Below are 24,705 nucleotides of genomic sequence, written 5' to 3' on the forward strand. Positions count from 1 at the left end.
CGGTCGGAAGGTCTGTTGCGGCCCACTGAGGTCGCGCCATGAGAATCTCCTGACGGCCAACCAATTTCTATCCACTTTCCGACGGAGTGCCTGAAAGCTCTCGGGATTGGGGTGGTTCAGTAGGCAAATAGGCCGAATGCGGGCTGCACATAACTGTGATGAGGCTCTACGCGTAGGTATGTTCTTGGCTTTAGGATTCGCCGACCGCGGGGGATCCGGCATTTCTGCCGACTGCCTCCGTCCAACAGGAGCCGACGGCTCCATCGTTTTCCACCCTGATCAAAATGCCTGGGGCCCCGCGTTAACCAGCCTCGGATCGGCAGGTTGGGCATCCCATCGGTCTGGTGCTGCGTGTCTCCAGAAGCGCCGACGCGCCTCACTGGGGGAGCATCCGAAGATTGACGTATAGGCTCCAGCGAAACGGCCCAGGTGCCAGAAACCAAAGCTCATGGCGATATCGGTGATCGAGAGGCGATCGCCCTGCGTCAGGATAAGGCCGTGCGCGGCCCGAAGCCGCCGCTCCCGCTCGTAAGCTCGAGGGCTGACTCCCAGACGTTCCTGAAAGGCGCGCTCCAACATTCGCTCGCCAATGCCCAGTACCTCGCAGACGGCACTGACGGAAACAGGGCTATGAGGCTTTGCCTCCAGAATGGCCAGGGTAGCGTCAACGATCTCGCGCCGATCGCTGGAGCCGGGGGCGCGGGGGGACGGTTGCTCCGGGAGGGAAAGCACCCGCGCGAGCGCGGCGCCCGCTTCGCTCGCCGCAACGGCCAGGCCGGCACTTAGGTCATAGCCACGCTGTGCTGCAGCTGCGGCGAACCCTACGGTTCGCAGCAGCTTCTGCTGAAGCTCCAGCTCGGCTCCTGCCGTGAGGCGTTGCTCATGTATCCCTGGCGTCAACGAGCTCCTCTGGCCCAGGTGGGAGGCTGATGCCGTGCGCAGAGACTCGAGCGCGGACCCACGCAGACCGATCCGCATGAGGCGATAGCTTCCTGGCATCTCCAGCTTGAATTCCGTTCCCGGGCCGATGATCCGCAACTGCGGTACTTCACTCCGTTGTCCGTTGAAGGTCGTGGCTTCGCCCCAGAGGAACACCGCCGTCAACGCATCGTCATTGATCGCCCCAGACATGGCGATGCCACCCTTGTCCCGCAAATCGAGGACGAACGTGTCGCCATAGTCTATCGTTGCAAGGCTCGATGCATGGCGCTGCTCGCCAATCTGCTGGATATGGAATTCCGCGTCGGGATCAGACTCGCGGGTGCGCGCGACCACGGAATTATATTGGCGGGCGTACCAGTTAGGAGCCTCCAACAACGAGGGCCTCTCCAAGTCTTTTGTCCGGACTGGGGTTGGACGCGATCGCTTTCGTCCAACTCGGTAAGTCAAGCAACCGAGTCCGGCTTGTTTCTGCGGGCGATCTTTATAATCAGAAGAATGATTCCGATGGCAAAGAGAAGACAGCCAACCATGATGCTCGATGGAGAGCCATAGCGATAGCCCGATGCAAAAATGAGAAAGCCTATGAGCAAGAGGCCGATAGCTATCAATTTGTTTGCCAACAGGGCCTTGGTGTTTCCTTCCATTGTCGCAGCTCCTTAAAATTTGACGTTTCGAGGTGGTGTCGAGGGTCTTTCTGGCTTTCGCTCTATTCGGTCTTTTCTTCCGGCTTCCAGGAAGCCGACTGAACATTCGAGTCGAGCGCGAGGTGAGCGACGACGCGTTCGACTGATTGCGCATCATCACGGTTGCTGAACAACGTTGCTTCTATTCTCATGGCGTCGCCCTCATTGATGGGTTGGCTGTTCGGATCGGGTGATGCCGATGACGTCTCGACGACGCCCGGCCGGTGTGTGGCCGGCACAACGACAGTCAGCTGCGAAAAACCCAGTGTCGGGGAACGATCCCGCGAATAGGGCGGTTCGGAGATAGGGGATCTTGTGCGCGTGGTGGCGATCAGGAAGGGAATAGCCGACATTTCGTTGCTAATTTGTACAGGCGAGGCAAGGCCCGTCACGGTTCTTGGACCGGCGCAGCTTTGCACCAGCAACGCCAGCGAGATAACCAACACAAATCGTCCTGCGGGGTTTTGCATGCTGCTGGCCGCGCCGGCTTATCTTCGTAAACTCACCAGCCTTTGGCCATCCTTGTCCAACAGTTGCACTCGTCCTGTCTGTGGGGCTTCAAAGCGATGGACGGACCCGAGTGCCTTCAGAAGATTGCGCTCTTGATCCATGAGTGGCTGATCGCAGATCATCCTGGACGAGCCGGTTTCCGAGACCGTCAGCGCTTCCCCGGTCAAGGCGAAGCCGCCAAAGAACCGATTGCACGAACCATTCCCATGGATGCGTCCATCCGGCTCGAAGGCAAGGGTGGGTTTCGAACCCGCGACCGTGGTTACTTCTCGAATCTCGTCCACGAGCCAATCTCCGTGAAGGAGGTCGCCCGGCTCTCCGGCGCAGCCCTCAAATTTCCGATCGCCAAGGATGACGGTCGCGGTTTGGGGGTATGGCATTCCGCTCATGGTATCGACGCATATTTTGGCAGCGACGGTCACCGCGAGTTGCCGGCCGCCGACCGTTGCCAAATAGGTGTCGGCGTCGCCTTGCCTTGTAGGGTTCGGAGCCGGCTTAACCGTGAAGGTCTCGCCCCCTAAGGCGTTGAAGCTGAGCGCGGTGTCCGAGATACTGATCTGCCAGCCCGGCTCGTTGCCGCGTGCGGTCAGCGCCGCGGCCTCCGCATTGCCCGTCGCGGTGGCGAACACCGACAACACCGCAAGTGAAGCGGCTAATGACGGAGACGAGCAGGAATCTGGGCTCACGGTTGCAGCCTCCAGACGAAGCGTCACTGAATTCGAAGGCCGCCCGGAAACCGGCCTCTGGCGGGGCAGCTTCGCCAAAAATATTGCGCCGAATGTACTGACATCCGGCCGTCAGTCTATCGTCGCGGTTCGGAGAACGAGTCCATTCGGCGAAAAATGGACGCAAAGCCAAGAATTGAGATTCCAAGAATATGGATGATGGCCGCGGACCATCTCGGCCGCCCTTTGGCGAGGACGAACCTCAACGGGATGGTTCGATCGTATCGAGGCGTTCCGCACGGTCTCCCGGACGCCGGAACGACAGATACTCGGTTGCTTTTTGGACGACAAAATAGACGGAGGGGATGATCAGCAGGCCGATCGTCGTAGCCGCGGCCATGCCCCCGAAAATTGTGACGCCAACAGCCCGCCGCGCGCCTGCGCCCGCGCCGGTCGACACGACAAGAGGAATGATCCCGAGGATGAAGGAAACCGCGGTCATCATGACCGCCCTGAAGCGCTGCTCGGCCCCGGTCCGCGCGGCCTCCACTATGCTCTGTCCTTCGTCGCGCCGCTCCTTGGCGAATTCCACGATCAGGATGGCATTCTTTGCCGCCAGCCCGATCAGCAGCACCATGGCGATCTGCACGTAGAGGCTGTTCTGCAACCCGAAGACCTTCAATGCCGCGATGGCGCCGAAGAGAGCCGCTCCGAGCGAAAGGATAACGACCAACGGAAGCGACCAGCTCTCGTATTGGGCGACAAGAAAGAGATAGGCAAAGAGGAACGCCAGCGCGAAGACCAGACCCTCCTGGCCGCTGCCGCGACGTTCTTGAAACGACAGGCCCGACCATTCGAAACCATAGCCGTTCGGCAAAACCTGGGCCGCTGTCTTCTCCATTGCGTCCATGGCGCCGCCGCTCGAGCTTCCAGGTGCGGTAATGGCGTTTATAGGAGCGGCGACCGACAGGTTGTAGCGCTGAATGGCGAACGGCGACAGGATCGTCGTCAGCGACGTCAGAGTGTTCAAGGGCACCATGGTGCCGTTCCGGCTGCGCACGTGCAGGTCCAAGATGTCTTCCGCATGGGCACGGAAATCGGCATCGGCCTGCAGATTGACCTGGAACACGCGGCCGTTGAGCGTAAAATCATTTACGTAGCGCGATCCGAAAGCCGCGCCGATCGTGGAGTAGACGTCCGACACGCTTACCCCGAGCGCCTCGGCACGCGTTCTGTCCACGTCGACATAGACTTGCGGGACATTGGCGCTGAAGGTGGTGGCGGCCCCGCCGAGTTCGGGCAGGTGATTGAAGGCGCCAAGCAGGGCGCTGACGACCTGCGCGATCTCCTGCGGCGGTTGCCCTTCTAGCGCCTGCAGGCGGAAGTCCAGGCCACCGACCGAGCCGATGCCGGCGATCGCCGGCGGAGCGAACACGGCGACATTCGCGCCAGGGATCTGGGAAAATTTCATCCGCAGCGCCTGCAGGATGCCGGCGAGCTGCAGTTCCCTGGACGTGCGCTCGTCCCAGGGCTTCAGCGCCGCGACCGCCATTGCGCCGCTGGGCGAACTCGTCGACTGAAGGATGCTGAATCCCGCAACCGTGATGACGTCTTGCACGCCGCCGGTGTCGGCCAGAATCTTGCGCACGTCCTCCACGATGGCTTTCGTGCGATCGAGTGAAGCGGCATTGGGCAACTGGATGTCGACGAACAGCGCGCCCTGGTCCTCGTCGGGCAGGAAGGTCGACGGCAGCCCGGTGAAGATCAGATAGGCGGCGGCAAAACAGGCAAGCAATCCCGCCAAAGGCACGTACCAATGCCGCACCAGAAACCCGACGAGGCGTCCATAGCCGTCGCGCGTCCTGTTCATGAATGCCGTGAACCAGGCCAAGGGGCCGCGCTTGAAATGACCCGCATGGCGCCGCAGAAGCAGTGCGGCCAGCGCCGGGCTCAGGGTCAATCCAACAAACGAGGAAATCACCAGCGCCGAAGACAGCGTCACGGCGAACTGCCGGTAGAGCTGGCCACCTATGCCGCCGAGAAACGCTGTCGGCGTCACCACGGCCAGCAGCACCAGGGTCGTGGATATGATCGGCCCGGTGATCTGGTGCATCGCCTTGCGCGTGGCGTCGGCGACCCCGATGTCCGGCGTATCCTCCAGCACATGCTTGACGTTCTCAACGACAAGGATGGCATCGTCCACCACCAGGCCGATTGCCAGCACCAGCGCCAGAAGAGAAACCATGTTCAGCGAATAGCCGGCGGCAAACAGCACCGCCAAGGCGCCGAGCATGGAAACCGGGATGGCAAGCGCGGATATGAACGTGGCGCGCCAATCCTGCAGGAAGACATAGGTGACCGCGAGAACGATCAGGAACGCTTCAAGCAAGGTTCGAGTCGTCAGCGAGATGCTGGCATTCACGAAGCGGGTCGCGTCGTAGACGATGTGATACTGCATGCCTTTGGGAAAGCGTGACGAAAGGCGCTCCAGTTCGGCGCGTACCGAGGCCGCGGTCTGGATGGCGTTGGCGCCGGGCGACTGGTTGATCTGCATCATCGCCGATGCGTGTCCGGCAAAGCTGGCGCTCGAAGCATAGCTTCGCGCGCCGAGCTCGAGTCGCGCGATGTCGCGCAGGTAGACCTTGGCCCCCGACGAGCCCGTGCGCACGACGATGTCGCCGAACTCCTCGACGCTCCTCAGCCGCCCCTGCGCGACCAGCGTGTACTGCAGCTCCGAGCCTTGCGCCTGCGGCGGCGCGCCCGCCTGCCCGAGTGTCGCCTGGATGTTCTGGCGTTGGATGGCGGCTGAGACATCGTCGGGCGTCAGCCCAAGCGCACCCATGCGCTGTGGGTTGAGCCATACCCTCATCGAGTATTCCGAGGCCCCCGCGACCGAAGCCTCACCGACGCCCCGCACACGCGATATCGTGTCGGCGATGGTCGTGGTGATGAAATTCGTGATCGCCAGCGCATCGAGGCTGTCGTCCGGTGAATAGAAAGCGATGCCAAGAATGAAATCCGGCGAGCGAGCGCGCACGGACACGCCTTGCTGCGCAACCGCCGCCGGCAGCCGCGAGATCGCCAGTTGGGCACGGTTCTGTACGTTGATCTGCGCCGTCTCGGGGTCGGTTCCGACTTCGAAGGTCACCGACAGCGTGTATTGGCCGGCGTTGGAGCTGGTGGACGACATGTACATCATGTGATCCACGCCATTTATGGCCGTCTCCAGCGGGCCACCGACGACGTCGGCGATGACTTCCGCGCTTGCTCCCGGATAGGAGGCCGACACTGTCACCGTTGGAGGGCTGATCTGCGGGTATTGCTGTATGGGAAGAGAAAACACCGCGATCGCACCGGCGATCGAAATGATGATCGAGATAACGATCGCGAGCCGGGTGCGGGTGATGAACAGGTCCGAGATCATTGCGTGCCCTCGCTTTCGCGCGGGGTGACCTGCTGACCATCGGAAACGCGCTGCAGTCCTTCGACGACGATCGTCTCGCCGCCTTTCAATCCGCTCGTCGCTGCCCAGCGAGTGTCGATGCGCGCACCGGTCGTGATCGCCTGCCTGGTCACGGTATTGTTGTCGTTGAGCACGAAGACGAACTTGCCCTGGCGGTCCTGAAGAACGGACGCCATCGGCACCATCGGCAATTTTCTGGCGTCTTCATCGACGACTGTCAGCCGGACGAATTGGCCTGGCGCCAATATATGGTCGGGGTTGGGGAACAGCGCGCGTACGGCGACGGTGCCGGTCTGCTGGTTGACCTCATTGTCGATGAACTGCACCCGCCCCGGTGAAGCGAATTCGGTGCCGTTGGCGAGCAACAGGCTCAGGCGGAACCCGTTCGGATCGATTTTCTGGCCGCCGGCCAGTTTCTGCCTGATGTCGACCAAGGTGCTGTCGGCGATCGAAAATGCGACGCGAATAGGGTCGAGTTGCACGATGCGCGCCAATGGCGCGGAGCCGGGGCCCACGAGATTGCCGCGCGTCGCCAGGGAGCGGCCGATGGTGCCATCGATGGGAGACCTGATCTGAGCATAGGAAAGATTGAGTTCGGCCGTATGGAGCGCTGCGTTGGCGCTTTGGACATCCGCCGCGGCGACATCGAATGCAGCCTGCGCATCGTCCAGCGTGGCCTGAGCAATGGTCCTGCGATTGAGCAGGTCCCTGGCGCGCGACAGGCTTTGTTGCGCGGCATTGCGGGTGGCTTCGGATCGCGCCACTTGTGCTTGGGCCGACATCACCGCCGCCGACAGTTGATCCGGCTCGATTTCGAAAAGCAGATCGCCCTCCTTCACGCGCTGGCCTTCCGAAAACCGGATCTCCTTCAACAGGCCGGACACGCGCGCCTGAATGTCGACCGCGTCGATGGCCTCGACCTGCGCGTTGTATGTCAGCGGCGCGTTTGCTGGACCGGACTGGACTTTCTGCACGACCACCGGCACCGGCGCCGGCTGCGCGGTCTGCGTACGTGCCGCGCCCGCGAAGCCGGCCACGCCGACCAGCATTGCAGCCGCCACGATCTTGGCTCGAAAATCAAAATTGCTTTTCATCATGGGCCCTCGCATCCCGCTCTAAGGCCAAAACCTTCGTCCTGCGCACGCTTAGCGCAATGACGAGATACGCCAGTCCGGCAATCATCATGGAAAATCCGGCCACCAAGCCAGTCGGCATCTCTCTGACTATCGGCCACTTCAACAGTATGGAGAAGGCAGCAAATATGGCGACGATTCCGGAAACGGCGAACCAATACCAGCCGCCGACTTTCCTGACTTCCGTGGCAATGATTAGTTGAAGAATACCGTGGACGAATAGTACAAACGCTATGAACAGTGATATTGCGGCCGATGCTTTTATAGGGTTGAAGTAAATCATGATGCCGCCGATGAGCTCGAAGAAGCCGGTCAGTTCCTGCCACACGAAGCCCGCCCAACTTTTGATCCAGAGAGATTGGATGACCTTGATGACGCCGACTGCCGTCAGGGCCACGGCGAACACGACGTTGGATGCGAAATTGGAAACGCTGGGAACTGCGACTGAAAACACGCCGCCCGCAAGCAGGAGGAGCCCAAAGAGCAGAAACCTGCGCCACTTGCCCTGCTCGATTTCGGCCCGTTCATATGGCGTTGCAGGTGGGTGATCCGATGTTTCTGGCATGTCCCCGTTCCATGCAGGTTCTAAATATCGATCTCGCACCCTGCGGGCAGGGAAGAGAACCGAGAGCGCTCAACGGAAAGTATCAGGAAGTCTGCCGGACGGAGCGTCAGGAGCCTGTTTGGTTGCCTCGCGGCGAGATTTCCAGATGACGACGGCTGCCTAGTCGAGATTTTCTCGCGGCCTTGCTTCGTCAGGACCATGAGGCCGTGTCGGATTAACTGATCGCTGGGAAGTGAAGGCGGCATACGGCTTTCCGCTGACTCTCAAAGGGTGCTCTTGTGAAGCCGGCCGTCCTTCATGATGACGACGAAGTTCTTATGCGGATCCTCGATCAGCCGGATGTCGTCGAGCGGATTGCCGTCCACGACCAAGAGGTCCGCGAAAGCTCCTTCCTCGATGACGCCGAGCTTGCCAGGATAAGGGTTGCGCAGATTGGAGAGCGCGAGCAGTTCGGCATTGCCGGAGGTAGCCATCTGCAGGACTTCGGCGTTCTTGTACCAGTTGGCTAAATGCGTGAGCATCATGCTCTGGCGCGGACCCAACGCGGGCGAGAACAGCACGTCGGAGCCCCAGGCCGTCTTGATGCCGTGCTTGCGAGCGAAGGCATATATCCTCGGCGTGCCTGAGAAAAGCTGCTGGGCGCGGTCGGCGCTAGGTCCGGTCAGCGGGCCGGTGTCCTCCGCTGTCAGGAAAGGCTGGGTGCTGAGCCATGCGCCCTTCTCGGCGATCATGGCCGCCGTGTCCTCGTCCATCAGGTGCGCGTGCTCGATCGACTGCACCCCGGCTGCCAGCGCGCGCCGTATCGCGCGAGACGTATAGGCGTGCACGGTAACGTAGGTGTTCCAATCCTGTGCGACCTCGACGCCTGCCCGCAACTCTTCTTCGCTGAAGGTGACTATGTCCAGCGGACTGCGGGGCGACGATACGCCACCGCCGCCCACCAGCTTTATCTGTGACGCGCCTTGGAGGAGCTGCTCCCGGATCCGCATCTTCAGGTCGCCGATATTGTCGACGATGGCCGCTCCCCCCAGGAGTTCACCTTCGCTGAGCTTGCCGCCGTCGCGTGGAATCTCGCTTGGCAGGCGAAGATCGGCGTGGCCCCCGGAGGTCGTGATCATCGCGCCGGAGGGATAGATGCGCGGGCCAGGGATCAGCCCGGTGTCGATGGCCTGCTTGAAGGAGAAGGAGGGACCTCCCAGATCGCGTATGGTGGTGAAGCCGCGACTGAGTGTGCGATCCGCCTCGGCGGTGGACGCGGCGAAGATAATCCCCGGGTCGCCGTTAAGCAGGATGTTGACCGGAACCGCCGCGAAGATAGCATGCCAATGCGCGTCGATGAGCCCTGGCATGAGGACGCCATTGCGGCATTTGATGACGGTGGCGTTCTCCGGGGGAGGGGCGTTCGTCATATCGATTCCGGAAATCCTGCCGCCCTCCACCAGGATTTGCGCTCCGTCCTTCACCGCACCCGACTTGCCGTCGAATAGCCGGACCTCGCGAAACAGGATCTTGGAAGGGGGCGCGGCCGTCTGCGCGAAGGACGGCTTTGCCAGCACCCCGGCGATGGCGGCAGCCCCGAAACCGGAGAGAAAACTGCGCCTGGAAAAGGCCTCCAGACGACGAGAGACTCGTTGAAGATCGGGATTGAGACAACCGCAACCGGAACTGTGAACGAGGTGACCGTACTTCGAGCCTAGCCGCAGCATGTCTTTTGCTTTCGGTTGAGCGACACTGACACCTGTCGGACGGCGCTTCGTGTCGCGGTTCTTGTCGTTTCAGGTCCCGTTATTCGACCAGCACATCGCCGCCGACAGGATTGGCGCTGTCAAAGATGAGGAATACGATCGGAGTCCCCGACTCGGCTGTTGCATCGGTCCGCCTGGCGCCGACTTCGCCGCCGAGAGGCACGGAATATTCCGCGACGATTTCGCCGAAGGTGTTCCTCTGGACTGCAACTTTCTGTCCGGGCCGAACGGTCTCATTGAGTTCGACCAACAATTCGACGAAACCGCCATGCGTCGCGGTGACGGGAAACATGCCGTCCGCGACGAAAACGCTCGAATCCTTGCTGGTTCTGCCGATAGGGCCTGAAATTATTCCGTGGTGCTTGATGACGTTCATCGTTCCTTCGACGAACAGGGCGATCATGTCGTGATCGAAGATCCGCGGCTTGCCGATCTCGGGCGTGAAGGCTGGAATGCCGGCATCGATGAGGGCATTGGCAAGAAGGCCCGGCTCGCCAAAGTTGTCGAAAATCTGATCGACCGGATAGAGTTCCGCCATCGCGCGCACTTCGGGGATATCCATGCGCGCAAGGTGAAACGCAGTCGCGTCCATACCTGTGGCGGCTGTATGAAAATCGATTGCATAGTCGAGGTTTGACCGCAGAAGCCGGTTGAATATCAGGCCGGCGTGGCGCGTCGGCGCGTCGGGAGCGCCCTCATTGCCAGGGAACAACCGATTGATGTCGATCAGGTCGATCCCGCGCCCAGAATTCGGCCATCGCCGTTCCATGCCCTCCATTGCGGGGCGTGAAATGTCGAATACCGCCATCACGGATCCGGACATCGCGGCCGGATCGAGCTCACGCATTACGGATTGCACCGTGTGAATGGGGCTCATTTCGTCGCCATGCACCCCGCTCGTCAGCCCCAGCCGTTTGCCCGGGGCTGCCCCCTTGGCGACCATCACCGAGACGTACCAGTGCTGGCCCGTCGGCATCTGTACGCCCTGGAAATAAAAGCTGTGCTTGCCTGGTTCCAGATCCGAGATGTCAAGCGAACTGATGACCTTCTTTTCGTCGATGACATCGCCGGTATAGACGGTCCCCGACGTCCCTGCGGGAGACGCGCTTGCAGCTGCCGAGCCAGTTTGTGCCTGCGCCGGCCCGGCGATGAGCGCAGCGGCAGCGCCGATCGTGGCGACTGACGCGATCATGAAGTCGCGACGTCCGAGGCCCTCGCTGGTTTCATGCGCCATGGCTGTGGTCCCTGCCGATGAGGATCATGCTGCAGATCTCGCGGTGACGCCTGTGACGGCGGCTAGATCGTCCTTACCGATTCCCGTTGTGCGCGTGGTATCCGGGCATTAGTCCCACAAGACATTTCAGGGAGTACAGCCTCCAACAAGAAAAATGGACTGGTGGTCTAAGATTGGGATGCTTTGCATACTGGGTTGAGAGCCACCACAACCGGTGTGAGAAGCCTCGGATATGACGCAGTCACCTCCACAACTTCGTCGGGTACAATTAAGCCCCGTTCGCGAATTCCTAGCGATACCTCAAATGGGCCAGATGACATGTTAACGATTGATTAACATGCTTCTATGCTGGTAGTAGACAGGGTATTATATCCACCTTCAACATTGCTTGCCGGAATTGTATATATTAGAATGAACTAATGTGCTTGCAATAACCCGTGTTGCACCAACAAAGACGGATAGTTGCTATGGATGCTATAGTTCATGCCGCCGGGCTATCTGGAGGAGCAGGTGCCGAGAAGTCCCTGCAATGCGCCGTCGACATCGATACCTCCACGGCACCACCTGCTAAGCAATTCGACCTGTTTCGAACCTGGTATCAAGGCGTTGCCGACACTGAACTTATGCAAGAACAGAGCCATTCGTTTCCAGCGCATGAAACAGTGTGGGATCTGGGAACGTTGGCTGTCATGTTCCTCGAATTGCCTGGCAGTGGCTACCGCTGTCGCTGGCGGCATTTGAAAAACCCTTCGGTGGATAATTGGTATTTGAGCCTGCCCTTGTCCAAGGGCAGGCTTCCTGGAAGTTGGCAGGTCGTGAGAACGACCCTGCAATCTTTTGCAGAGCCCTACGAATGCGTGATGGAGAACGACGCCCTCCTTGCCGTTTTCCTGCCACGCGACCTGCCTTTCATCCAATCGTCCAGGATTGAAATACGTGAGGAGTCGAAAAGACTCCTGGCAGACTATATGCTTCTGCTGCACCGTTCTTTTTCCGATCTGAGGGCCGTGGATGTATCGCACATTGCCACTGCCACCACCAATCTGCTGGCTGCTTGCGTGTCACCATCGCATGACCGCATCACCGAGGCGAAGCGTGTGATCGACGCCGTGATCGCGGAGCGCGCTGCTAAAATCATCGCACAAAGTTTGAATGACCAGTCCTTGGCATCCGAAAGGCTTTGCCGCGAACTCGGTGTGTCCCGCTCTCGCCTCTACCGGATATTCGAACCGGCTGGAGGTGTTTCGAATTATATTCGCCACAAACGCCTGCTCAAGACACGTGATATACTTTCCGACAGCTTGGATGGGCGCCCGATCTCCGCCATTGCCGGGGATTGGGGCTTCACGGATCCATCGGCGTATAGCCGGATGTTCAGGAAGGAATTCGGCATTTCGCCAAAGGAGGCACGCGTGGAAGGCTGGCAAGGCGCCCAGGCCACGAGCTCGCAGCAGATCAGTCAGCCTGACAGCAGGGCGAACACGCTGAGTGGCCTTCTGCTGCGAAACAGCTTTGGGCCCTAGACTGCGATGGCGCCGGCAAGGATGCCGTAGATTGCCGCGACCGCGCCAAGTGCGGCGACGACGAACATCCCCATCTCCGCGGGAGTAAACACCCTCTGCCCCCGCTCCTTCCGAGCCATGACGAAGAGGATCGTGCCCGGTCCGTAGATGACGGCCGAGAGCAGCAGGTGCTTGGCGCTGGCGGCGTAGATGAGACCGGCCGTATAGATCAATGCTGTCGCTGCCCTTGCGAAATCGACACGCCGAGCTGCGGGATCGTTCTCGTAGCTCTCACCGCTCCATGCGAGCTTGAACCCGTAAGCGGCGACAAGAAGATATGGGATGAGGATCATGGAACTGGTCAGCTCGAGAGCGAGCCTGAAGGCCTGTTGAGCAAAGAGCGTCAGGACTAGAAAAACCTGCACGACCGTATTGGTCAGCCAGAGCGCCCGCGACGGGACGCCATGCTTGTTTTTATACGCAAGAAAACGGGGCATTGTCTGGTGATGTGATGCGGTGAACAGGATTTCAGCTGCCAGCAGCACCCAGGACAGATAGGCACCGGCAACGGAGATCAGCAGGCCGAAGCTGACGAACTTGGCGCCCCATGGCCCGACCACCGCTTCCAATACGCCGGCCATGGAGGGATTGCGCAGCGCTGTCAGTTCAGGACGAAGCATGATCCCGTAGGAGGGAATGGTGACCAGCACAAGCAGACAGAGCACGCCGAGAAAACCAAGGAGCGTCGCGACCCCGACATCCCCGCGGTTGCGTGCGTAACGCGAATAGACGCTCGCACCTTCGATTCCGACAAAGACGAATACGGTCACCAACATGGTCCCGCGAACCTGGCTCGCGATGCTGCCAACGCTGACTTCTTCCCCGCCCCAGAAATTGGCCGTGAAGATATCGGCGCTGAAGCCGTAGATAACGAAAACGATAAAGAGAAAGATCGGAATGATCTTGGCGTAAGTGACAATGGTGTTGATCGCCGCCGCTTCCTTGACGCCCCGCAGGATCAGCGAATGTACGATCCACAGAAGCATCGAGGAAATGACGATCGCCGTGATGGTATTGCCATCGCCAAACACAGGAAAGAAAAGCCCCAGCGTCGACTTTATCAGCACGAAATAGGAAACGTTGCCGAGAACGGCGGCAGACCAGTAACCGAGGGCCGAGAGGAAGCCGAGATAGTTGCCAAAGCCGGCCTTGGCATAGGCATACACGCCCGCATCGAGCTCCGGCTTGCGAACTGACAAAGTCTGGAAGACGAAGGCCAACATCAGCATTCCGACGCCGGCGATGGCCCAAGCGATCATGGCCCCGAACGGACCGGTTTCGCGACCAAAGGCCTGCGGCAACGAGAAGATGCCCGCGCCGACCATCGAACCGACGACCATAGCCGTCAGGGTCCATATCGAGAATTTTTGCTGAACGGTCGAGTTCATTGGATTTGGATCAACAATTCCTTTGGCGGACGACGGTCCAGCGGCCTCTTTGTTACGCCTGCAACCTAGCTCGAATCTGGCGCGCACGTGATTGGCATAAAATCCCACTAGTATACCTGACGTCCAAAACCTTTGCCTTGGCTCGTTTAACCGGTTGCCGACATTCGCATTTACTGCTTCTGATCAGACCTAACCTTGCTGGACCGAGACGTGTCGGCGAGGCGTCTGATCGCGAACTCTGGTTCGCGCAGCCAGGAGAGCGGTTTATGACTTCAAACGAAAATCAGAAGCTTTCGCTGTTTGCGCTAACCAGCATGGTTGTGGGATCGATGGTCGGCGCGGGCATCTTCAATCTGCCTGGCCGGTTCGCGACTGCGACAGGTCCGTTCGGCGCGATCATCGCCTGGGCAATTGCGGGAACCGGCATGTACATGCTGGCGCGGGTGTTCCAGGCGTTGGCCGAGAAGAGGCCAGACATCGACTCGGGCGTCTTCGCCTATGCCAAGGCCGGCTTCGGCAACTACATGGGCTTCCTGTCCGCCTTCGGCTACTGGCTGGGTAGTTGCCTGGGCAACGTCTTCTATTGGGTGCTCATCGGCTCGACGCTGGGGCGGTTCTTTCCGGGGATCTTTGGGGACGGCAGCAGCGCCATCGCCATCATCGTCTCGTTGATCGGCATCTGGGCTTTCCACTTCATGATCCTGCGCGGCGTCGAGCAGGCGACCTTCATCAATACTGTCGTGACGATCGCCAAGATCGTGCCGATCCTGGTCTTCATACTGCTCCTGATCTTCTTCTTCCATTTCGGGCAGTTCCGCGAGAATTTCTTCGGCGGCTTGGACATGCCGCCAAAGTCCCTGATCGCCCAGGTGCGCGACACAATGCTGATCACGGTCTTCGTCTTCCTCGGCATTGAGGGCGCCAGCGTTTATTCCCGCTTTGCCAAGGTGCGTTCCGACGTCGGTACGGCGACGATTCTCGGTTTCGTCGGCGTCACAGGCCTGATGGTAGCGGTCACGCTGCTGCCCTACGCGGCTCTGCCGCAATCGGCTGTCGCCGGTGTCCAGCAGCCGTCGATGGCCGGCGTTCTCGAAGCGGTCGTCGGTCACTGGGGTGCGGTCTTCATCTCGATCGGCGTTCTGATCTCGGTGCTCGGCGCCTATCTCGCCTGGTCCCTGATCTGCGCCGAGGTGCTGTTCGCGGCGGCGAAGTCGGAGGACATGCCAAGGCTCTTCGCAGCGCAGAATGGCAACAAGGTTCCCGCCAACGCACTCTGGCTCACCAACATCGTGGTGTCGCTCTTCGTGATCTCCACCTACTGGTCGCGGGACGCGTTCAACTTCATGCTCGACATGACGAGCGTCACCGCGTTGCTGCCCTACCTGCTCGTGGCTGGCTACGGCGTCCTGCTCGCCCGTAGCGGCGTTGGCTATGAAAAAACGCCGGATCAGCGCGGCCGCGACCAAATCTTCGCCTGGATCGCGGCGATTTACACGATCTTCATGTTCGTCGCCGCCGGGCTCAAATACGTGCTGCTTGTTGCCGTCCTCTTCGCGCCCGGAACTATCCTCTACGTCTGGGCGCGGCGCGAGCAGAAATTGCAGCTGTTCACGCTCGCCGAACTCTTCGTGTTCGCCGTCACGCTCATCGCTGGCCTGATCGGAGCCTACGGGCTGCTGACGGGCGCCATCGCACCTTGAACAGAAAGAAGGAAGGTCATGACAAACAATACTTCATTCGGCGTTCATTCAGAAGTTGGTCAGTTGCGCAAGGTCATGGTGTGCGCTCCCGGCCGCGCCCACCAGCGGCTGACACCCAGCAATTGTGACGCACTCCTCTTCGACGACGTGCTCTGGGTAGACAATGCCAAGCGCGATCATTTCGACTTCATGACCAAGATGCGCGACAGGGGCGTCGAGGTGGTTGAGATGCACAATCTGCTCGCCGAGACGGTCGCCATTCCGGAAGCCAAGAAGTGGATCCTCGACCAGCAGATCGTGCCGAACCAGGTCGGCCTCGGCCTCATCGACGAGGTCCGCTCCTATCTCGACGGCCTCTCTAATCGCGACCTCGCTGAGACACTGATCGGCGGGCTGTCGACCTTCGAATTCCCGGAAAGCATTGGCGGCGAACAACTGGCGCTGATCCGTGACGCGGCCGGCGTCAACGAATATCTGCTGCCGCCTTTGCCCAACACGCTCTACACCCGGGACACCACCTGCTGGATCTATGGCGGCGTGACGCTGAACGCCCTTTATTGGCCCGCGCGCCACGAGGAGACCATCCTCACCACGTCGATATACAAGTTCCACCCGGACTTCGCCGGCAAGGTCAATGTCTGGTGGGGTGACCCGACCAGGGATTGGGGGCTTGCCACATTCGAGGGTGGGGACGTCATGCCTATCGGCAAGGGCAATGTGCTTATCGGCATGAGCGAGCGCACTTCGCGCCAGGCTATCAGCCAAGTGGCGGCGGCCCTGTTTGAGAAAGGAGCTGCCGAACGTGTGATCGTCGCCGCAATGCCTAAGCTGCGCGCGGCGATGCATCTCGACACGGTATTCACGTTTGCCGATCGTGACTGCGTGCTGATGTATCCGGACATCGTCAACGGCATTGACGCATTCTCCTATCGCCCTGACGGCAAGGGCGGCGTCGAACTCCACAAGGACAAAGGCAGTTTCATTGAGACGGTGCGTGACTCGCTTGGTCTCAAGAAGATGCGCGTCGTTGAAACCGGCGGCAACGACTACATGCGCGAGCGCACCCAGTGGGACAGCGGCGCCAACCTGGTTTGCGCCTCGCCTGGTGTCGTTTTTGCCTACGATCGCAACACGTACACAAATACGCTGCTGCGCAAGGAAGGCATAGAAGTCATCACTATCTCAGGCGCGGAGCTCGGCCGCGGCCGAGGCGGGGGCCATTGCATGACCTGCCCCATCATGCGTGATGCGGTCGACTATTGATAGCAATCCGGCCAGGCTCGGTACAGACGGCCGGTCGGCCCACAAATAGTCTGAAGGCCATACGCTGCCGGACGGCCTCCAGCACATAAAGACCATTTGCCCCAGAATTGCTCATAGAGTGTTGGAGTCGCTCCCAATCCTTTAGGAACAATCGGCGCATTGTTTGGACGGAATATTCGTTGTTGGCGAGCGGATGTAAATGTACCCAGGAGATGAAACCATGAGAAGTATCATATTTGTTTCTGCTTTGGCTCTGATGGCTGCGGGTTGTACTGCCACGGAACAGCGAACAGCAGGCACGGCGTTGGCAGGAGCCGGAACGGGTGCGGTCATCGGCGGCCTTGCAAACGGCAGTCGAGGTGCCCTTGTAGGCGCGGCGGTCGGTGGCGGCACAGGGGCTGTGGTCGGCGCTGCGACGGCACCGCGCGCGCATCATCGCGAATGCTGGGTTCGTGATCGCTGGGGCCACACGGTTCGCGATCGTCAGGGTCGACCCATCACAAAACGTTGCTAGGCGCGATGCGTAAGATCAGCTTTATTCAGCATGAATCGAGCTGGTTGAGCGATATCGATGAACATTGGTCTGGGCGCTGAGCAAGCTTCCGGACCAATTTTCGGGGTAACGCCATCCAGCCGGCCGGGAACAGACTATACCATGGCAAAGCGCACGCTCTTTGCGCCTACGTATATTCTGGCGGTTATCGCCGTCATATGGGCGCTGCAGGCCGCTGCCTCAATTTTTGCGCCAGTCGTGTGCGCTCTTTTCCTCATCGCGCTGGTGTGGCCATTGCAGCGCAACCTGCAGCGGCGTCTTCCAAAGCTGATCGCACTGGCGATAGTCGTCTGTGTCGTCGTCCTGGCATTCTTCGCCTTTGCATCGATCGCCAGTTGGGGTTTTGGCCGCATTGGCCGATCGGTCCTCGCCGACAGCGCCCGCTTTCAAGGACTCTACAGTCAACTCGCCGAGTGGTTGGAAGGGCACGGTGTCGTGATGGCCGGCGCCTGGGCTGAGCATTTCAATGTCGGCTGGTTCGTGCGGATAGCTCAGGGCGTGACCGCAAGGCTGAATACCGTGATCTCGTTCTGGATCGTTGTCGTCGTTTACGTGCTTCTGGGTCTTCTCGACGCTGAAGCGGCGGCTCGCAATGCTCGTGTAGCGCTGAGCGCCCAGGCGGCGGCCGCCCTGATCGATGGCAGCAGTCAGACAGCATCGAAATGGCGACGTTACATGCTGGTTCGGACATTGATGAGCCTTGCGACCGGTTCGATGGTCTGGGCGCTTTCGGCGGCTTTCGGACTGCGGTTTGCCGCCGAGTGGGGCGTTATCGCCTTCACCTTGAACTATATTCCGTTTATCGGGCCGTTCGTCGCGACATTCTTGCCGACGCTCTACGCGCTCGCGCAGTTCGGATCGCCACAGGCCGCCGTCTCGATTTTTGCCGGCCTCAACATCATTCAGTTCGTCATCGGCAGCTACATAGAACCGCGGGTTGCCGGCTACGTGTTGGCGATGTCGCCTTTTGTGGTGCTGTTTTCGGTCTTCTTCTGGTCGTTTCTTTGGGGGGTGTTCGGCGCGTTCATAGGTGTGCCCATCACCATCGCGCTGGTTACTTTTTGCTCGCAATCGTCGGCGACCCTTTGGATCGCTCAATTGCTTGGGTCCGCCGATCGGCGGAACGCGTGATAGCCGCCGGGAAATTCGATTGGCCGCGCCCCTAGCGACAACCGGATCCCGCGCCCCGGACGAGGCCGATGATACAGACCGACAGGATGCCGCCAAGAAGGCCGGCAATGCCGACCCCAATCAGCACGCCGGGCGTGAGGGTGCCGACACCGCGAGCGGTGGCATCGACAGCATTTTCGACGTTGCCGACGAAGTTTGCCAAGGCGGGAATCCGACCGGCCAGCCCTGTCAGGGCCAGTCCTCCCACGACGCCAGCCGCCGCGACAGATTTCCGACCCAGTGCAGCCATGCGCCAAAACCAGGCCGTAGCGAAAGCTCCGCCCGCGCCGCAGATAGCTTCAATCAAAAGCAGGGCCGCTGTCTCAAGGCCGGACATGCTTGCATCGCCCACTTGCTGTCCGGCCATCCATCGCCTTGCCGACCAGCAGAGTTCCGGCTCCGCGACCGTGGTCAGGCGGTCGCGGCCGCGCCTTGGCCGGCCGTCGCAGAAGCGCGTTGAAGCGCATCGCGCAGAACCTGCTCCTTCGTCTCATCCAGCGACGTCTTAAGCACCACACCGCCAAAGGCCTGGATCTCCTTAAGCACCTTGTCCGCTGTCATCTCGTGCGCGAGCACGAATAGGGCAGCGTCCCCAGGCTGGATGCTGGCTGACAGATCGCGCATGAACGCATCGTTGATACCCACGTCCGTCAAAGCGCCGCCAAGGGCTCCGGAGGTGGCGCCGACCGCAAGTCCGATCAGCGGATTCAGGAAGAGAACACCGATAAGCAAGCCCCAGAAGCTACCGGATACGGCGCCTGCCGCCGTCATATTCACAAGTTGATTGAGCTTTATCGCGCCCGCCTCGGTCTTGGTAGCAATAACCGCGTCGCCAAGTTTAATAACGTATTCCTTTTGAAGTCCTATGAGCCGTTGACGTACCTCTTCAGCCTTGGCCTCGTTTGGATAGACGATGACGATCAGATCGGACATGGGGCCCTCCTAGGCTAAGACTTTTCAAGGGCTGTAATACACATCCTAGAAGGTGAAAGATTGAGCCGGAAATCCGAATAGTGTGCAGCACGTCTCATTTTGCTTGCCTGTCCGACTGGCAAACCTGCGGTCTCGACATTGGTCGTCGGCCGCTTCGTCCGTTGCGCTCGGCTTCGTCGCGACGAATTCTCGTCCGGGCCGCCCGAACTTCTCCTATGTGGTCAGAGAGGCCGCGCTGCTGGTCTCGAGGGGTGGCTGATCCCGGTCATGCGGCATCGTGCGGATCGATAGGCCGTTCGCGACGGGTCCAGGACAAAATGAAACCCCACGCAAAAAGCTTGCCGCTCTTGAGAACCGTCGCGGCAGGACAGGAGCCAATGCCGCAAGTGGGTAACGGTCACGGTGAAATGGTTGGATCATCGGGTCGTATCCGTTGGCCGCAAGCCTGTAACGAGCCAGCCCAGGCCGTGGAGGACCAGGTCGATACCCACGAACGCCCCAATCACCCAAACCCCGGTCGATGGCCATCCGATGAGTATCAAGAAGCCAGCCGCGAGACCGAACAGGCCGGAAACAAGCATCATCCATCGGTCGGTGGACAGATAGCGCAGGCTCAAAGACATTCTTCCGAACCCGGATATCACGAGCACGACACCGAGCACCCAGGTGAGGATGATAGATCCCAGCACCGGCAAGCTGATGAGCAGGCAGCCAAAAACGACGTAGAGGATGCCGAGCATCGTCTGCCAGAGAAAACCACGCCACCCACCGGTCCAGATGGCGAGGACGATCTCGACAAAACCGGCGAATACGATCGCAATGCCCAGGACAAGCGCGCTGATGGTCGTGGCCAGCGCCAGATCGCCCAACACGAAGACGCCGGCGAGAATAAAGACGATTCCGATCGCCGAGTTCGCCCATGCAGACCGTCTCGGTTGCTGAGCCTCCGACAACTGTGCCATTCCCGTACCTCCTCCCGGAGTCATCTACGAATGCGATGGAAATCCACCACGCGGCCAGTACGGGCATTCAGGACTATCTCGAAAGTGCTGCCGCCAATACGACGCGCGTGATAAACAAAATTGCGTCCCCGGCAGTCCACGCGACGCACGTCCCTGAAGCCTCTGCTCTGAATCAATCGCTGGCCTTGGACGCAAGTAATCGCGCGGCCGTTATTAAGGTTTGATCCGATATTTATATTTACGGTCACAGCTCCCGCTGGGGACACAGCGGCAAGAGGAATACCAAAGCCGAGTGCGGCACTTAACAGGGCAGCTAGTGCATATCTCCGCATATCTTTCGTCCTCTTTGGTGAATTAAGCCGACATCACGCGCATGCGAACACGTTGTCAATAATTCTGCATGGTGGCTTGGATATTTGGAGACACAATGCCTATTTTTTGGATTCTTTGCATTTAGCACTTTTGGCTGAGCGCCTCTGTTTTCGGTTTTATTGCGAAGGTGTATGTCTTGCGATTAACCGTTGGTTTGACGGACAGAGATCGCCGCGGGTGGCATTGTTCTTGTGACCGGCCGCGCCGAGGCAGCAGGCGTTCAGAAACACTGAAATGCACGAGGAGCCGACGGGTGTGGGAGATCTCGAAAGCTGATGAAGTGCGCGACCGAACTGAATAATCTTCGTCAGTTTTCCGGAGGTGAGACGCTCATCCGCCGACGCATAAAGACGGCACAGCTCGACCAACGCCCCACGACAGGCGTCCCTGTACGATGGTCAGCGTCCACTGACCGTTCGAGTACGTCGTTCCTTCCGGTCCTTTGGAGGGCAGGTCGACCTCGGCCGCGTCGTTGACGGATACAGAAGCGCGATCCCCCAGAAGACGCACTGCCAGACGCGTGCCGTCCTCGCACTTGTAGTTGCTGACGGGATAGGGATTGCCTACCCCGATCGACGTGGCGAACGCGGAATAAGTGAAGCTCACAATCATCACCGCGCCAATTGCCGCGACCGATAGATTTTTTTGCACAATAGTCCTCCCAACTGGTGCATCGGCGTGGATCAAACAGAGAAGCTGTATCAACTGATCGGCAAGCGCCTTCGGGAAATGCGCTTCGAAGGGGCGGGACATTTCCGGCTAGCTCACGCCAGTGGCTTTGCCGGCCTCTGCCAGGGCGGCCTGCACTCTCGTGCAAGCTTGAATTCAGCCGTTGCAGCAAATCCCGTGGGCTCGTCAGACCAAGGAGTCCAGAGGACGCTTAGAAGGGCGATATGCACTGTCGGCGTGGACCATTATACGGCTGCCAGCTGTTGTCCGAGACCCGAAAAGAGCGGTAGCGCTGTGAGCACCAGTTCACATGGTTATTCCAAGCGCTGTGATTGTGCTGGCGGGCAGCCGAAACCGCCATTCCGCCGAGCAGCATTCCGCCAATGAGGCCCGCGGCGACGGCGCCATTATTGTTCCTCGAATGCCGGTGATGGCGTGGCGGACGGGAGGGCCGATAATGGGGTCGCCTGTGGTGCGGTGGCCGTACTCCATGTCCCGGTCGATGGCGGGAAGGCCTCCTTAGGTCAATGTTCGTGACCGTATCGGCAACCGACGGCCTTAGCGCTCCGACGGGCATTGCCCAGGTGGGGGCTGCCAAGCTTGCGATGATCGCGGCGACGATGATGCGCTTCATATGCTTCTCCCGTAAACTTCATCTCCCGCCGTACGCCCCGCCGCTGCGGATAAGATCAAATCCAGGTAACTCTAGGCCAGCACCTCGTTTTCTTGGAATATGCTGTAAATCCCAAACGTGGATCGAGCGTTTATTTCTTGCTTCCGGAAGGAATGAGACCAGTCGAACAGTATGTCTTTCCGCCGAGGACGCCTGTCGCGACGGGCGCCACCAATGTTCCTTGAATGCCGGCGCCTGCCAAGGCCGACGCATTGGCCGATCTTGGCCTGACCATCGCCAAGTCAGACGATGGCAACGGCCTGGTCGTCACCGATGTGGATCCCAACAGCGATGCGGCCGATCGTGGCATCCAGCCGGGCGATGTCATCACCGCCGTCAGTTCTGCCAAGGTGAACACCACTGATGACGTCTCCAAGGCCATTGCCGATGCAGCCAAGGCCGGCCGCAAGGCCGTACTGATGCAGATCACCCGCGACGACTCGAGCCGGTTCGTCGCGCTGCCCGTGGGCAAGGCCTGACAGAAGGCGGTCTGGAGCCTGTTTCGAGGCGCCCGCCCCAAATGCTGCCGCCGCGATAGCCGTGGAACATCCAGCAATTTCCCGCGGCGATGTCTGTCGCCAAGCCGCTGCGGGAACAAGGAGCCTCGCACGTCAATCAGTCGTCGTGCCTCGCTCCTGGCGGCAGCGGGCTCCCTACGCCCGCTGCCGTTTCCGCCATTTACGTCAGTGGCAAATCGACTGCATCGTGAGCCTAAACGGATGTCGGGGCTCGCGGTGATTCTTCTGCTCACCGTGTTCGTCAGCACGCTCACGCTCGGCACGGGCCGCACGACGAGACTTCAGGGAGTGGTCCATCTTGGCATATTCGCTATGTTCCTGCTGATTTCGGCCGTGCCCTGAAGCCTCAGCTAGCCGCCTCTGTCGGCCTGTGCTGCAACTTTGGTGGCAAGATGGGTTTTGAGGGCGGCGAGGTCCTGTCGCGACCAGTCCTTCACGCCCAACACCGCGCTCCAGGCTTCCACATAGTCCTGCGGCGCGTAGACATGGCCGTAGCCGATCGGCGTGGTTGTCGCCACGGCCATATCGAGACCGAGCTGCAGCATGGTCACCACCGGGTACCAGCTCAATTGCGGCGAGACGTCCGGCCCGCGCGGCGCCTTCATCCAATCCGGCTGCCGGTAGGCGTCGCGATAGTCGAAGAACACGATCGGGTCGCTGGCATATTGCAGGTAGACGATCCTCAGCGGCCCCCAGAGCGTGTCCGGCGCCACCGCCGGGCCGTTCTGGTTCATGAACCGGACCAAGCTGCTGTCGCGGAAGATTGGCAGCCACTGCGGCGAGCCATTGTTGCGCGTATCACTGACCGAGCGCCAGATGCGGCTTTCGAAGGGCGGGCCGCTCCAGAGTGCGCCGCTGATCGGGTCGCTGAATATCTCGAACAGCCCGGCCGATCTTTCGGAGTTCATGGCGCCAAGGCTGAGTCCGTGTAGGTAAAGCCTCGGCCGCGACTGCTTCGGCAGGGTCGTCCAGTAGCCGTAGATTTCGAGGAACAGCGCGCGGGCCGTCTCGGCGCCGTATTCCGGCTGCGCCAGCAGCGACAGCGGACTGCTCAGATAGGAATATTGCGCGGCGACGCTGGCGACATCGCCTCGGCATAGATATTCGAGCGCATCCATCGAGGCCGGATCGATCCATCCGGTGCCGGTCGGCGTGATGACCACAAGCGTGGATTTGCTGAAGCCGCCCGCCCGCTTCAGCTCCTCCAGCGCGAGTTTCGCGCGGGCTTGCGCACTGTTTGCCGCTCCCAGTCCGACATAGACCCGAACCGGCTGTTGCGCCGGCCGGCCGGTGAAGGTCCCTATCTCGGCGGCGGCGGGACCGTCCGCGATGAACTCGCGGCCGGCGCGGCCGAGCTCGTCCCACCTGACCAGCGAGGCGGGGCTTCCGGTCCTGGAGGCTTCGCTAGGCTGCTGGCGCTCCGGTTCCATGAGTGCGTCGAACTTGGCGAACGAGGAGTCGAGCGCGCCGAAGATCGCGCGGATCGCAACGTCGCTCACCAGCAACCAGATGAGCAGCACGGCGACAGCGGCGCCGGCGACATTCGCCAGGCGCCGGGGTATGTAGCGTCTCAGTGCCCCGGCGATGGCGCGCACCAGCCAAGCGACAAGGCGCGCCAGCGCGAGCACGACGATGAAGGTGCAAATGGCCAGGGCGCAGACATTGACGGGATGAGCGCCATCGACAGCCGGCATGCCCATCACCGCGCGGATGGAGTTCTGCCACGCGCCGGATCGCCACAGTGCCACAAGGGCAAGGGCCAGGCACGGGACCAGGATGATCGCCTTGGACAGCAAACGCGGCCGTGGCGGCAGTTCCGGAATCTCGAGATATTTCCATAGCCACCGCAAGGCGACGCCAAGGCTGTAGCCGATGGCGAAGCACGCGCCCGCCAGTACGCCTTGCGTCAGGTCGGTGCGGGGAACGAGCGTCGGCGTCAGGGCGGCCGCGAAGAACAGCATGCCGAGGGCCATCCCGACACCGGAGAGCGATCGCCAGATAC

At 60.4% G+C, this 24,705-nt stretch carries 22 protein-coding genes and 1 pseudogene; 7 read left to right on the top strand and 16 right to left on the bottom strand.

The features are described 5' to 3' along the window. Positions 1–279 precede the first annotated feature (279 nt). From LB532_RS27310 to LB532_RS27350, 9 genes are all read right to left on the bottom strand, one after another. Entirely contained in the window at positions 280–1,317 is a 1,038-nt protein-coding gene (locus LB532_RS27310) for a helix-turn-helix domain-containing protein (protein WP_140641817.1), read from the bottom strand. A gap of 68 nt (positions 1,318–1,385) precedes the next feature. Next, positions 1,386–1,586, bottom strand: a complete 201-nt coding sequence (locus LB532_RS27315) for a hypothetical protein (RefSeq protein ID WP_140499417.1) — start codon at positions 1,584–1,586, stop codon at positions 1,386–1,388. A 62-nt stretch (positions 1,587–1,648) separates the two neighbouring features. After that, positions 1,649–2,095 carry a hypothetical protein gene (locus LB532_RS27320; protein WP_140641819.1) on the bottom strand — a complete coding sequence of 149 codons (447 nt, stop codon included), beginning with the start codon at positions 2,093–2,095 and terminating at the stop codon, positions 1,649–1,651. 18 nt (positions 2,096–2,113) lie between these two features. Beyond that, entirely contained in the window at positions 2,114–2,821 is a 708-nt protein-coding gene (locus tag LB532_RS30275; RefSeq protein ID WP_140641821.1) for an META domain-containing protein, read from the bottom strand. 241 nt (positions 2,822–3,062) lie between these two features. Then, complete coding sequence (locus tag LB532_RS27330; RefSeq protein WP_140641823.1) at positions 3,063–6,224, bottom strand: efflux RND transporter permease subunit; 3,162 nt, start codon at positions 6,222–6,224, stop codon at positions 3,063–3,065. Then, positions 6,221–7,357: an efflux RND transporter periplasmic adaptor subunit gene (locus tag LB532_RS27335; RefSeq protein ID WP_224557474.1), complete on the bottom strand. Its 1,137-nt coding sequence runs from the start codon at positions 7,355–7,357 to the stop codon at positions 6,221–6,223. The genes LB532_RS27330 and LB532_RS27335 overlap by 4 nt, the downstream gene beginning before the upstream one ends. Next, positions 7,341–7,961 (bottom strand): HdeD family acid-resistance protein, encoded by a 621-nt coding sequence (locus LB532_RS27340; protein WP_140641827.1) that lies wholly within the window; start codon positions 7,959–7,961, stop codon positions 7,341–7,343. The genes LB532_RS27335 and LB532_RS27340 overlap by 17 nt, the downstream gene beginning before the upstream one ends. Before the next feature lie 263 nt (positions 7,962–8,224). Further along, positions 8,225–9,667: a metal-dependent hydrolase family protein gene (locus tag LB532_RS27345; RefSeq protein WP_140641829.1), complete on the bottom strand. Its 1,443-nt coding sequence runs from the start codon at positions 9,665–9,667 to the stop codon at positions 8,225–8,227. Between the two features lie 79 nt (positions 9,668–9,746). Then, positions 9,747–10,940, bottom strand: coding sequence for a succinylglutamate desuccinylase/aspartoacylase family protein (locus LB532_RS27350; protein WP_140641831.1), 1,194 nt, complete (start codon positions 10,938–10,940; stop codon positions 9,747–9,749). Between the two features lie 467 nt (positions 10,941–11,407). Between LB532_RS27350 and LB532_RS27355 the strand changes: the two genes are divergently transcribed. Next, positions 11,408–12,463 (top strand): helix-turn-helix domain-containing protein, encoded by a 1,056-nt coding sequence (locus LB532_RS27355; protein ID WP_140641833.1) that lies wholly within the window; start codon positions 11,408–11,410, stop codon positions 12,461–12,463. On the opposite strand, the gene LB532_RS27360 is transcribed toward LB532_RS27355, so the two are convergent. Next, complete coding sequence (locus tag LB532_RS27360) at positions 12,460–13,890, bottom strand: basic amino acid/polyamine antiporter (protein WP_140642096.1); 1,431 nt, start codon at positions 13,888–13,890, stop codon at positions 12,460–12,462. The genes LB532_RS27355 and LB532_RS27360 overlap by 4 nt on opposite strands. A 266-nt stretch (positions 13,891–14,156) precedes the next feature. On the opposite strand from LB532_RS27360, the gene LB532_RS27365 reads away from it, so the two are divergent. From LB532_RS27365 to LB532_RS27375, 4 genes are all read left to right on the top strand, one after another. Then, positions 14,157–15,590 carry a basic amino acid/polyamine antiporter gene (locus LB532_RS27365; protein ID WP_140641835.1) on the top strand — a complete coding sequence of 478 codons (1,434 nt, stop codon included), beginning with the start codon at positions 14,157–14,159 and terminating at the stop codon, positions 15,588–15,590. 18 nt (positions 15,591–15,608) lie between these two features. Beyond that, positions 15,609–16,853, top strand: coding sequence for an arginine deiminase (gene arcA, locus LB532_RS27370; RefSeq protein WP_140641837.1), 1,245 nt, complete (start codon positions 15,609–15,611; stop codon positions 16,851–16,853). A 256-nt stretch (positions 16,854–17,109) separates the two neighbouring features. Then, positions 17,110–17,367 carry a YMGG-like glycine zipper-containing protein gene (locus LB532_RS30440; RefSeq protein WP_348640292.1) on the top strand — a complete coding sequence of 86 codons (258 nt, stop codon included), beginning with the start codon at positions 17,110–17,112 and terminating at the stop codon, positions 17,365–17,367. A gap of 141 nt (positions 17,368–17,508) precedes the next feature. Beyond that, positions 17,509–18,537 carry an AI-2E family transporter gene (locus LB532_RS27375; RefSeq protein ID WP_140642098.1) on the top strand — a complete coding sequence of 343 codons (1,029 nt, stop codon included), beginning with the start codon at positions 17,509–17,511 and terminating at the stop codon, positions 18,535–18,537. 31 nt (positions 18,538–18,568) lie between these two features. Here the strand turns inward: LB532_RS27375 and LB532_RS27380 are convergent, their stop codons facing one another. The 5 genes from LB532_RS27380 to LB532_RS30280 form a co-directional block, all read right to left on the bottom strand. After that, entirely contained in the window at positions 18,569–18,943 is a 375-nt protein-coding gene (locus tag LB532_RS27380; protein ID WP_140641839.1) for a hypothetical protein, read from the bottom strand. A 44-nt stretch (positions 18,944–18,987) separates the two neighbouring features. Further along, a complete protein-coding gene (locus LB532_RS27385) occupies positions 18,988–19,509 on the bottom strand; it encodes a DUF1269 domain-containing protein (RefSeq protein ID WP_140641841.1) in 522 nt (173 codons plus the stop codon). 416 nt (positions 19,510–19,925) lie between these two features. After that, positions 19,926–20,471 carry an HdeD family acid-resistance protein gene (locus tag LB532_RS27390; RefSeq protein ID WP_181169442.1) on the bottom strand — a complete coding sequence of 182 codons (546 nt, stop codon included), beginning with the start codon at positions 20,469–20,471 and terminating at the stop codon, positions 19,926–19,928. A gap of 702 nt (positions 20,472–21,173) precedes the next feature. Continuing rightward, complete coding sequence (locus LB532_RS27395) at positions 21,174–21,596, bottom strand: hypothetical protein (protein ID WP_224557475.1); 423 nt, start codon at positions 21,594–21,596, stop codon at positions 21,174–21,176. A gap of 127 nt (positions 21,597–21,723) precedes the next feature. Beyond that, positions 21,724–22,146, bottom strand: coding sequence for a BA14K family protein (locus LB532_RS30280; RefSeq protein ID WP_140641846.1), 423 nt, complete (start codon positions 22,144–22,146; stop codon positions 21,724–21,726). A 230-nt stretch (positions 22,147–22,376) separates the two neighbouring features. On the opposite strand from LB532_RS30280, the pseudogene LB532_RS27405 reads away from it, so the two are divergent. Both LB532_RS27405 and LB532_RS27410 read left to right on the top strand, forming a co-directional pair. Continuing rightward, positions 22,377–22,664 (top strand): annotated as a pseudogene (locus tag LB532_RS27405) (PDZ domain-containing protein); the annotation flags it as partial. Between the two features lie 255 nt (positions 22,665–22,919). Then, positions 22,920–23,045, top strand: coding sequence for a hypothetical protein (locus LB532_RS27410; protein WP_411908903.1), 126 nt, complete (start codon positions 22,920–22,922; stop codon positions 23,043–23,045). An 8-nt stretch (positions 23,046–23,053) separates the two neighbouring features. On the opposite strand, the gene LB532_RS27415 is transcribed toward LB532_RS27410, so the two are convergent. Further along, complete coding sequence (locus LB532_RS27415) at positions 23,054–24,664, bottom strand: alpha/beta hydrolase (protein ID WP_224557477.1); 1,611 nt, start codon at positions 24,662–24,664, stop codon at positions 23,054–23,056. Between the last annotated feature and the right edge of the window lie 41 nt (positions 24,665–24,705).

Origin of the sequence: Mesorhizobium sp. ESP-6-2, assembly GCF_020164675.1 — a bacterium.
Lineage (GTDB): Bacteria > Pseudomonadota > Alphaproteobacteria > Rhizobiales > Rhizobiaceae > Mesorhizobium.

Bases quoted from the DNA above. Each gene is read 5' to 3' on its own strand.
- LB532_RS30280 (WP_140641846.1), bottom strand. From the start codon at position 22,146: ATGAAGCGCATCATCGTCGCCGCGATCATCGCAAGCTTGGCAGCCCCC.
- LB532_RS27375 (WP_140642098.1), top strand. From the start codon at position 17,509: ATGGCAAAGCGCACGCTCTTTGCGCCTACGTATATTCTGGCGGTTATC.
- LB532_RS27355 (WP_140641833.1), top strand. From the start codon at position 11,408: ATGGATGCTATAGTTCATGCCGCCGGGCTATCTGGAGGAGCAGGTGCC.
- LB532_RS27385 (WP_140641841.1), bottom strand. From the start codon at position 19,509: ATGTCCGATCTGATCGTCATCGTCTATCCAAACGAGGCCAAGGCTGAA.
- LB532_RS27335 (WP_224557474.1), bottom strand. From the start codon at position 7,357: ATGAAAAGCAATTTTGATTTTCGAGCCAAGATCGTGGCGGCTGCAATG.
- LB532_RS27390 (WP_181169442.1), bottom strand. From the start codon at position 20,471: ATGGCACAGTTGTCGGAGGCTCAGCAACCGAGACGGTCTGCATGGGCG.
- LB532_RS27380 (WP_140641839.1), bottom strand. From the start codon at position 18,943: ATGGCCGGACAGCAAGTGGGCGATGCAAGCATGTCCGGCCTTGAGACA.
- LB532_RS27350 (WP_140641831.1), bottom strand. From the start codon at position 10,940: ATGGCGCATGAAACCAGCGAGGGCCTCGGACGTCGCGACTTCATGATC.
- LB532_RS27340 (WP_140641827.1), bottom strand. From the start codon at position 7,961: ATGCCAGAAACATCGGATCACCCACCTGCAACGCCATATGAACGGGCC.
- LB532_RS27360 (WP_140642096.1), bottom strand. From the start codon at position 13,890: ATGAACTCGACCGTTCAGCAAAAATTCTCGATATGGACCCTGACGGCT.
- LB532_RS27345 (WP_140641829.1), bottom strand. From the start codon at position 9,667: ATGCTGCGGCTAGGCTCGAAGTACGGTCACCTCGTTCACAGTTCCGGT.
- LB532_RS27320 (WP_140641819.1), bottom strand. From the start codon at position 2,095: ATGCAAAACCCCGCAGGACGATTTGTGTTGGTTATCTCGCTGGCGTTG.
- LB532_RS27415 (WP_224557477.1), bottom strand. From the start codon at position 24,664: ATGCTGTTCTTCGCGGCCGCCCTGACGCCGACGCTCGTTCCCCGCACC.
- LB532_RS27330 (WP_140641823.1), bottom strand. From the start codon at position 6,224: ATGATCTCGGACCTGTTCATCACCCGCACCCGGCTCGCGATCGTTATC.
- arcA (WP_140641837.1), top strand. From the start codon at position 15,609: ATGACAAACAATACTTCATTCGGCGTTCATTCAGAAGTTGGTCAGTTG.
- LB532_RS30440 (WP_348640292.1), top strand. From the start codon at position 17,110: ATGGCTGCGGGTTGTACTGCCACGGAACAGCGAACAGCAGGCACGGCG.
- LB532_RS27315 (WP_140499417.1), bottom strand. From the start codon at position 1,586: ATGGAAGGAAACACCAAGGCCCTGTTGGCAAACAAATTGATAGCTATC.
- LB532_RS27395 (WP_224557475.1), bottom strand. From the start codon at position 21,596: ATGTCCCGCCCCTTCGAAGCGCATTTCCCGAAGGCGCTTGCCGATCAG.
- LB532_RS27365 (WP_140641835.1), top strand. From the start codon at position 14,157: ATGACTTCAAACGAAAATCAGAAGCTTTCGCTGTTTGCGCTAACCAGC.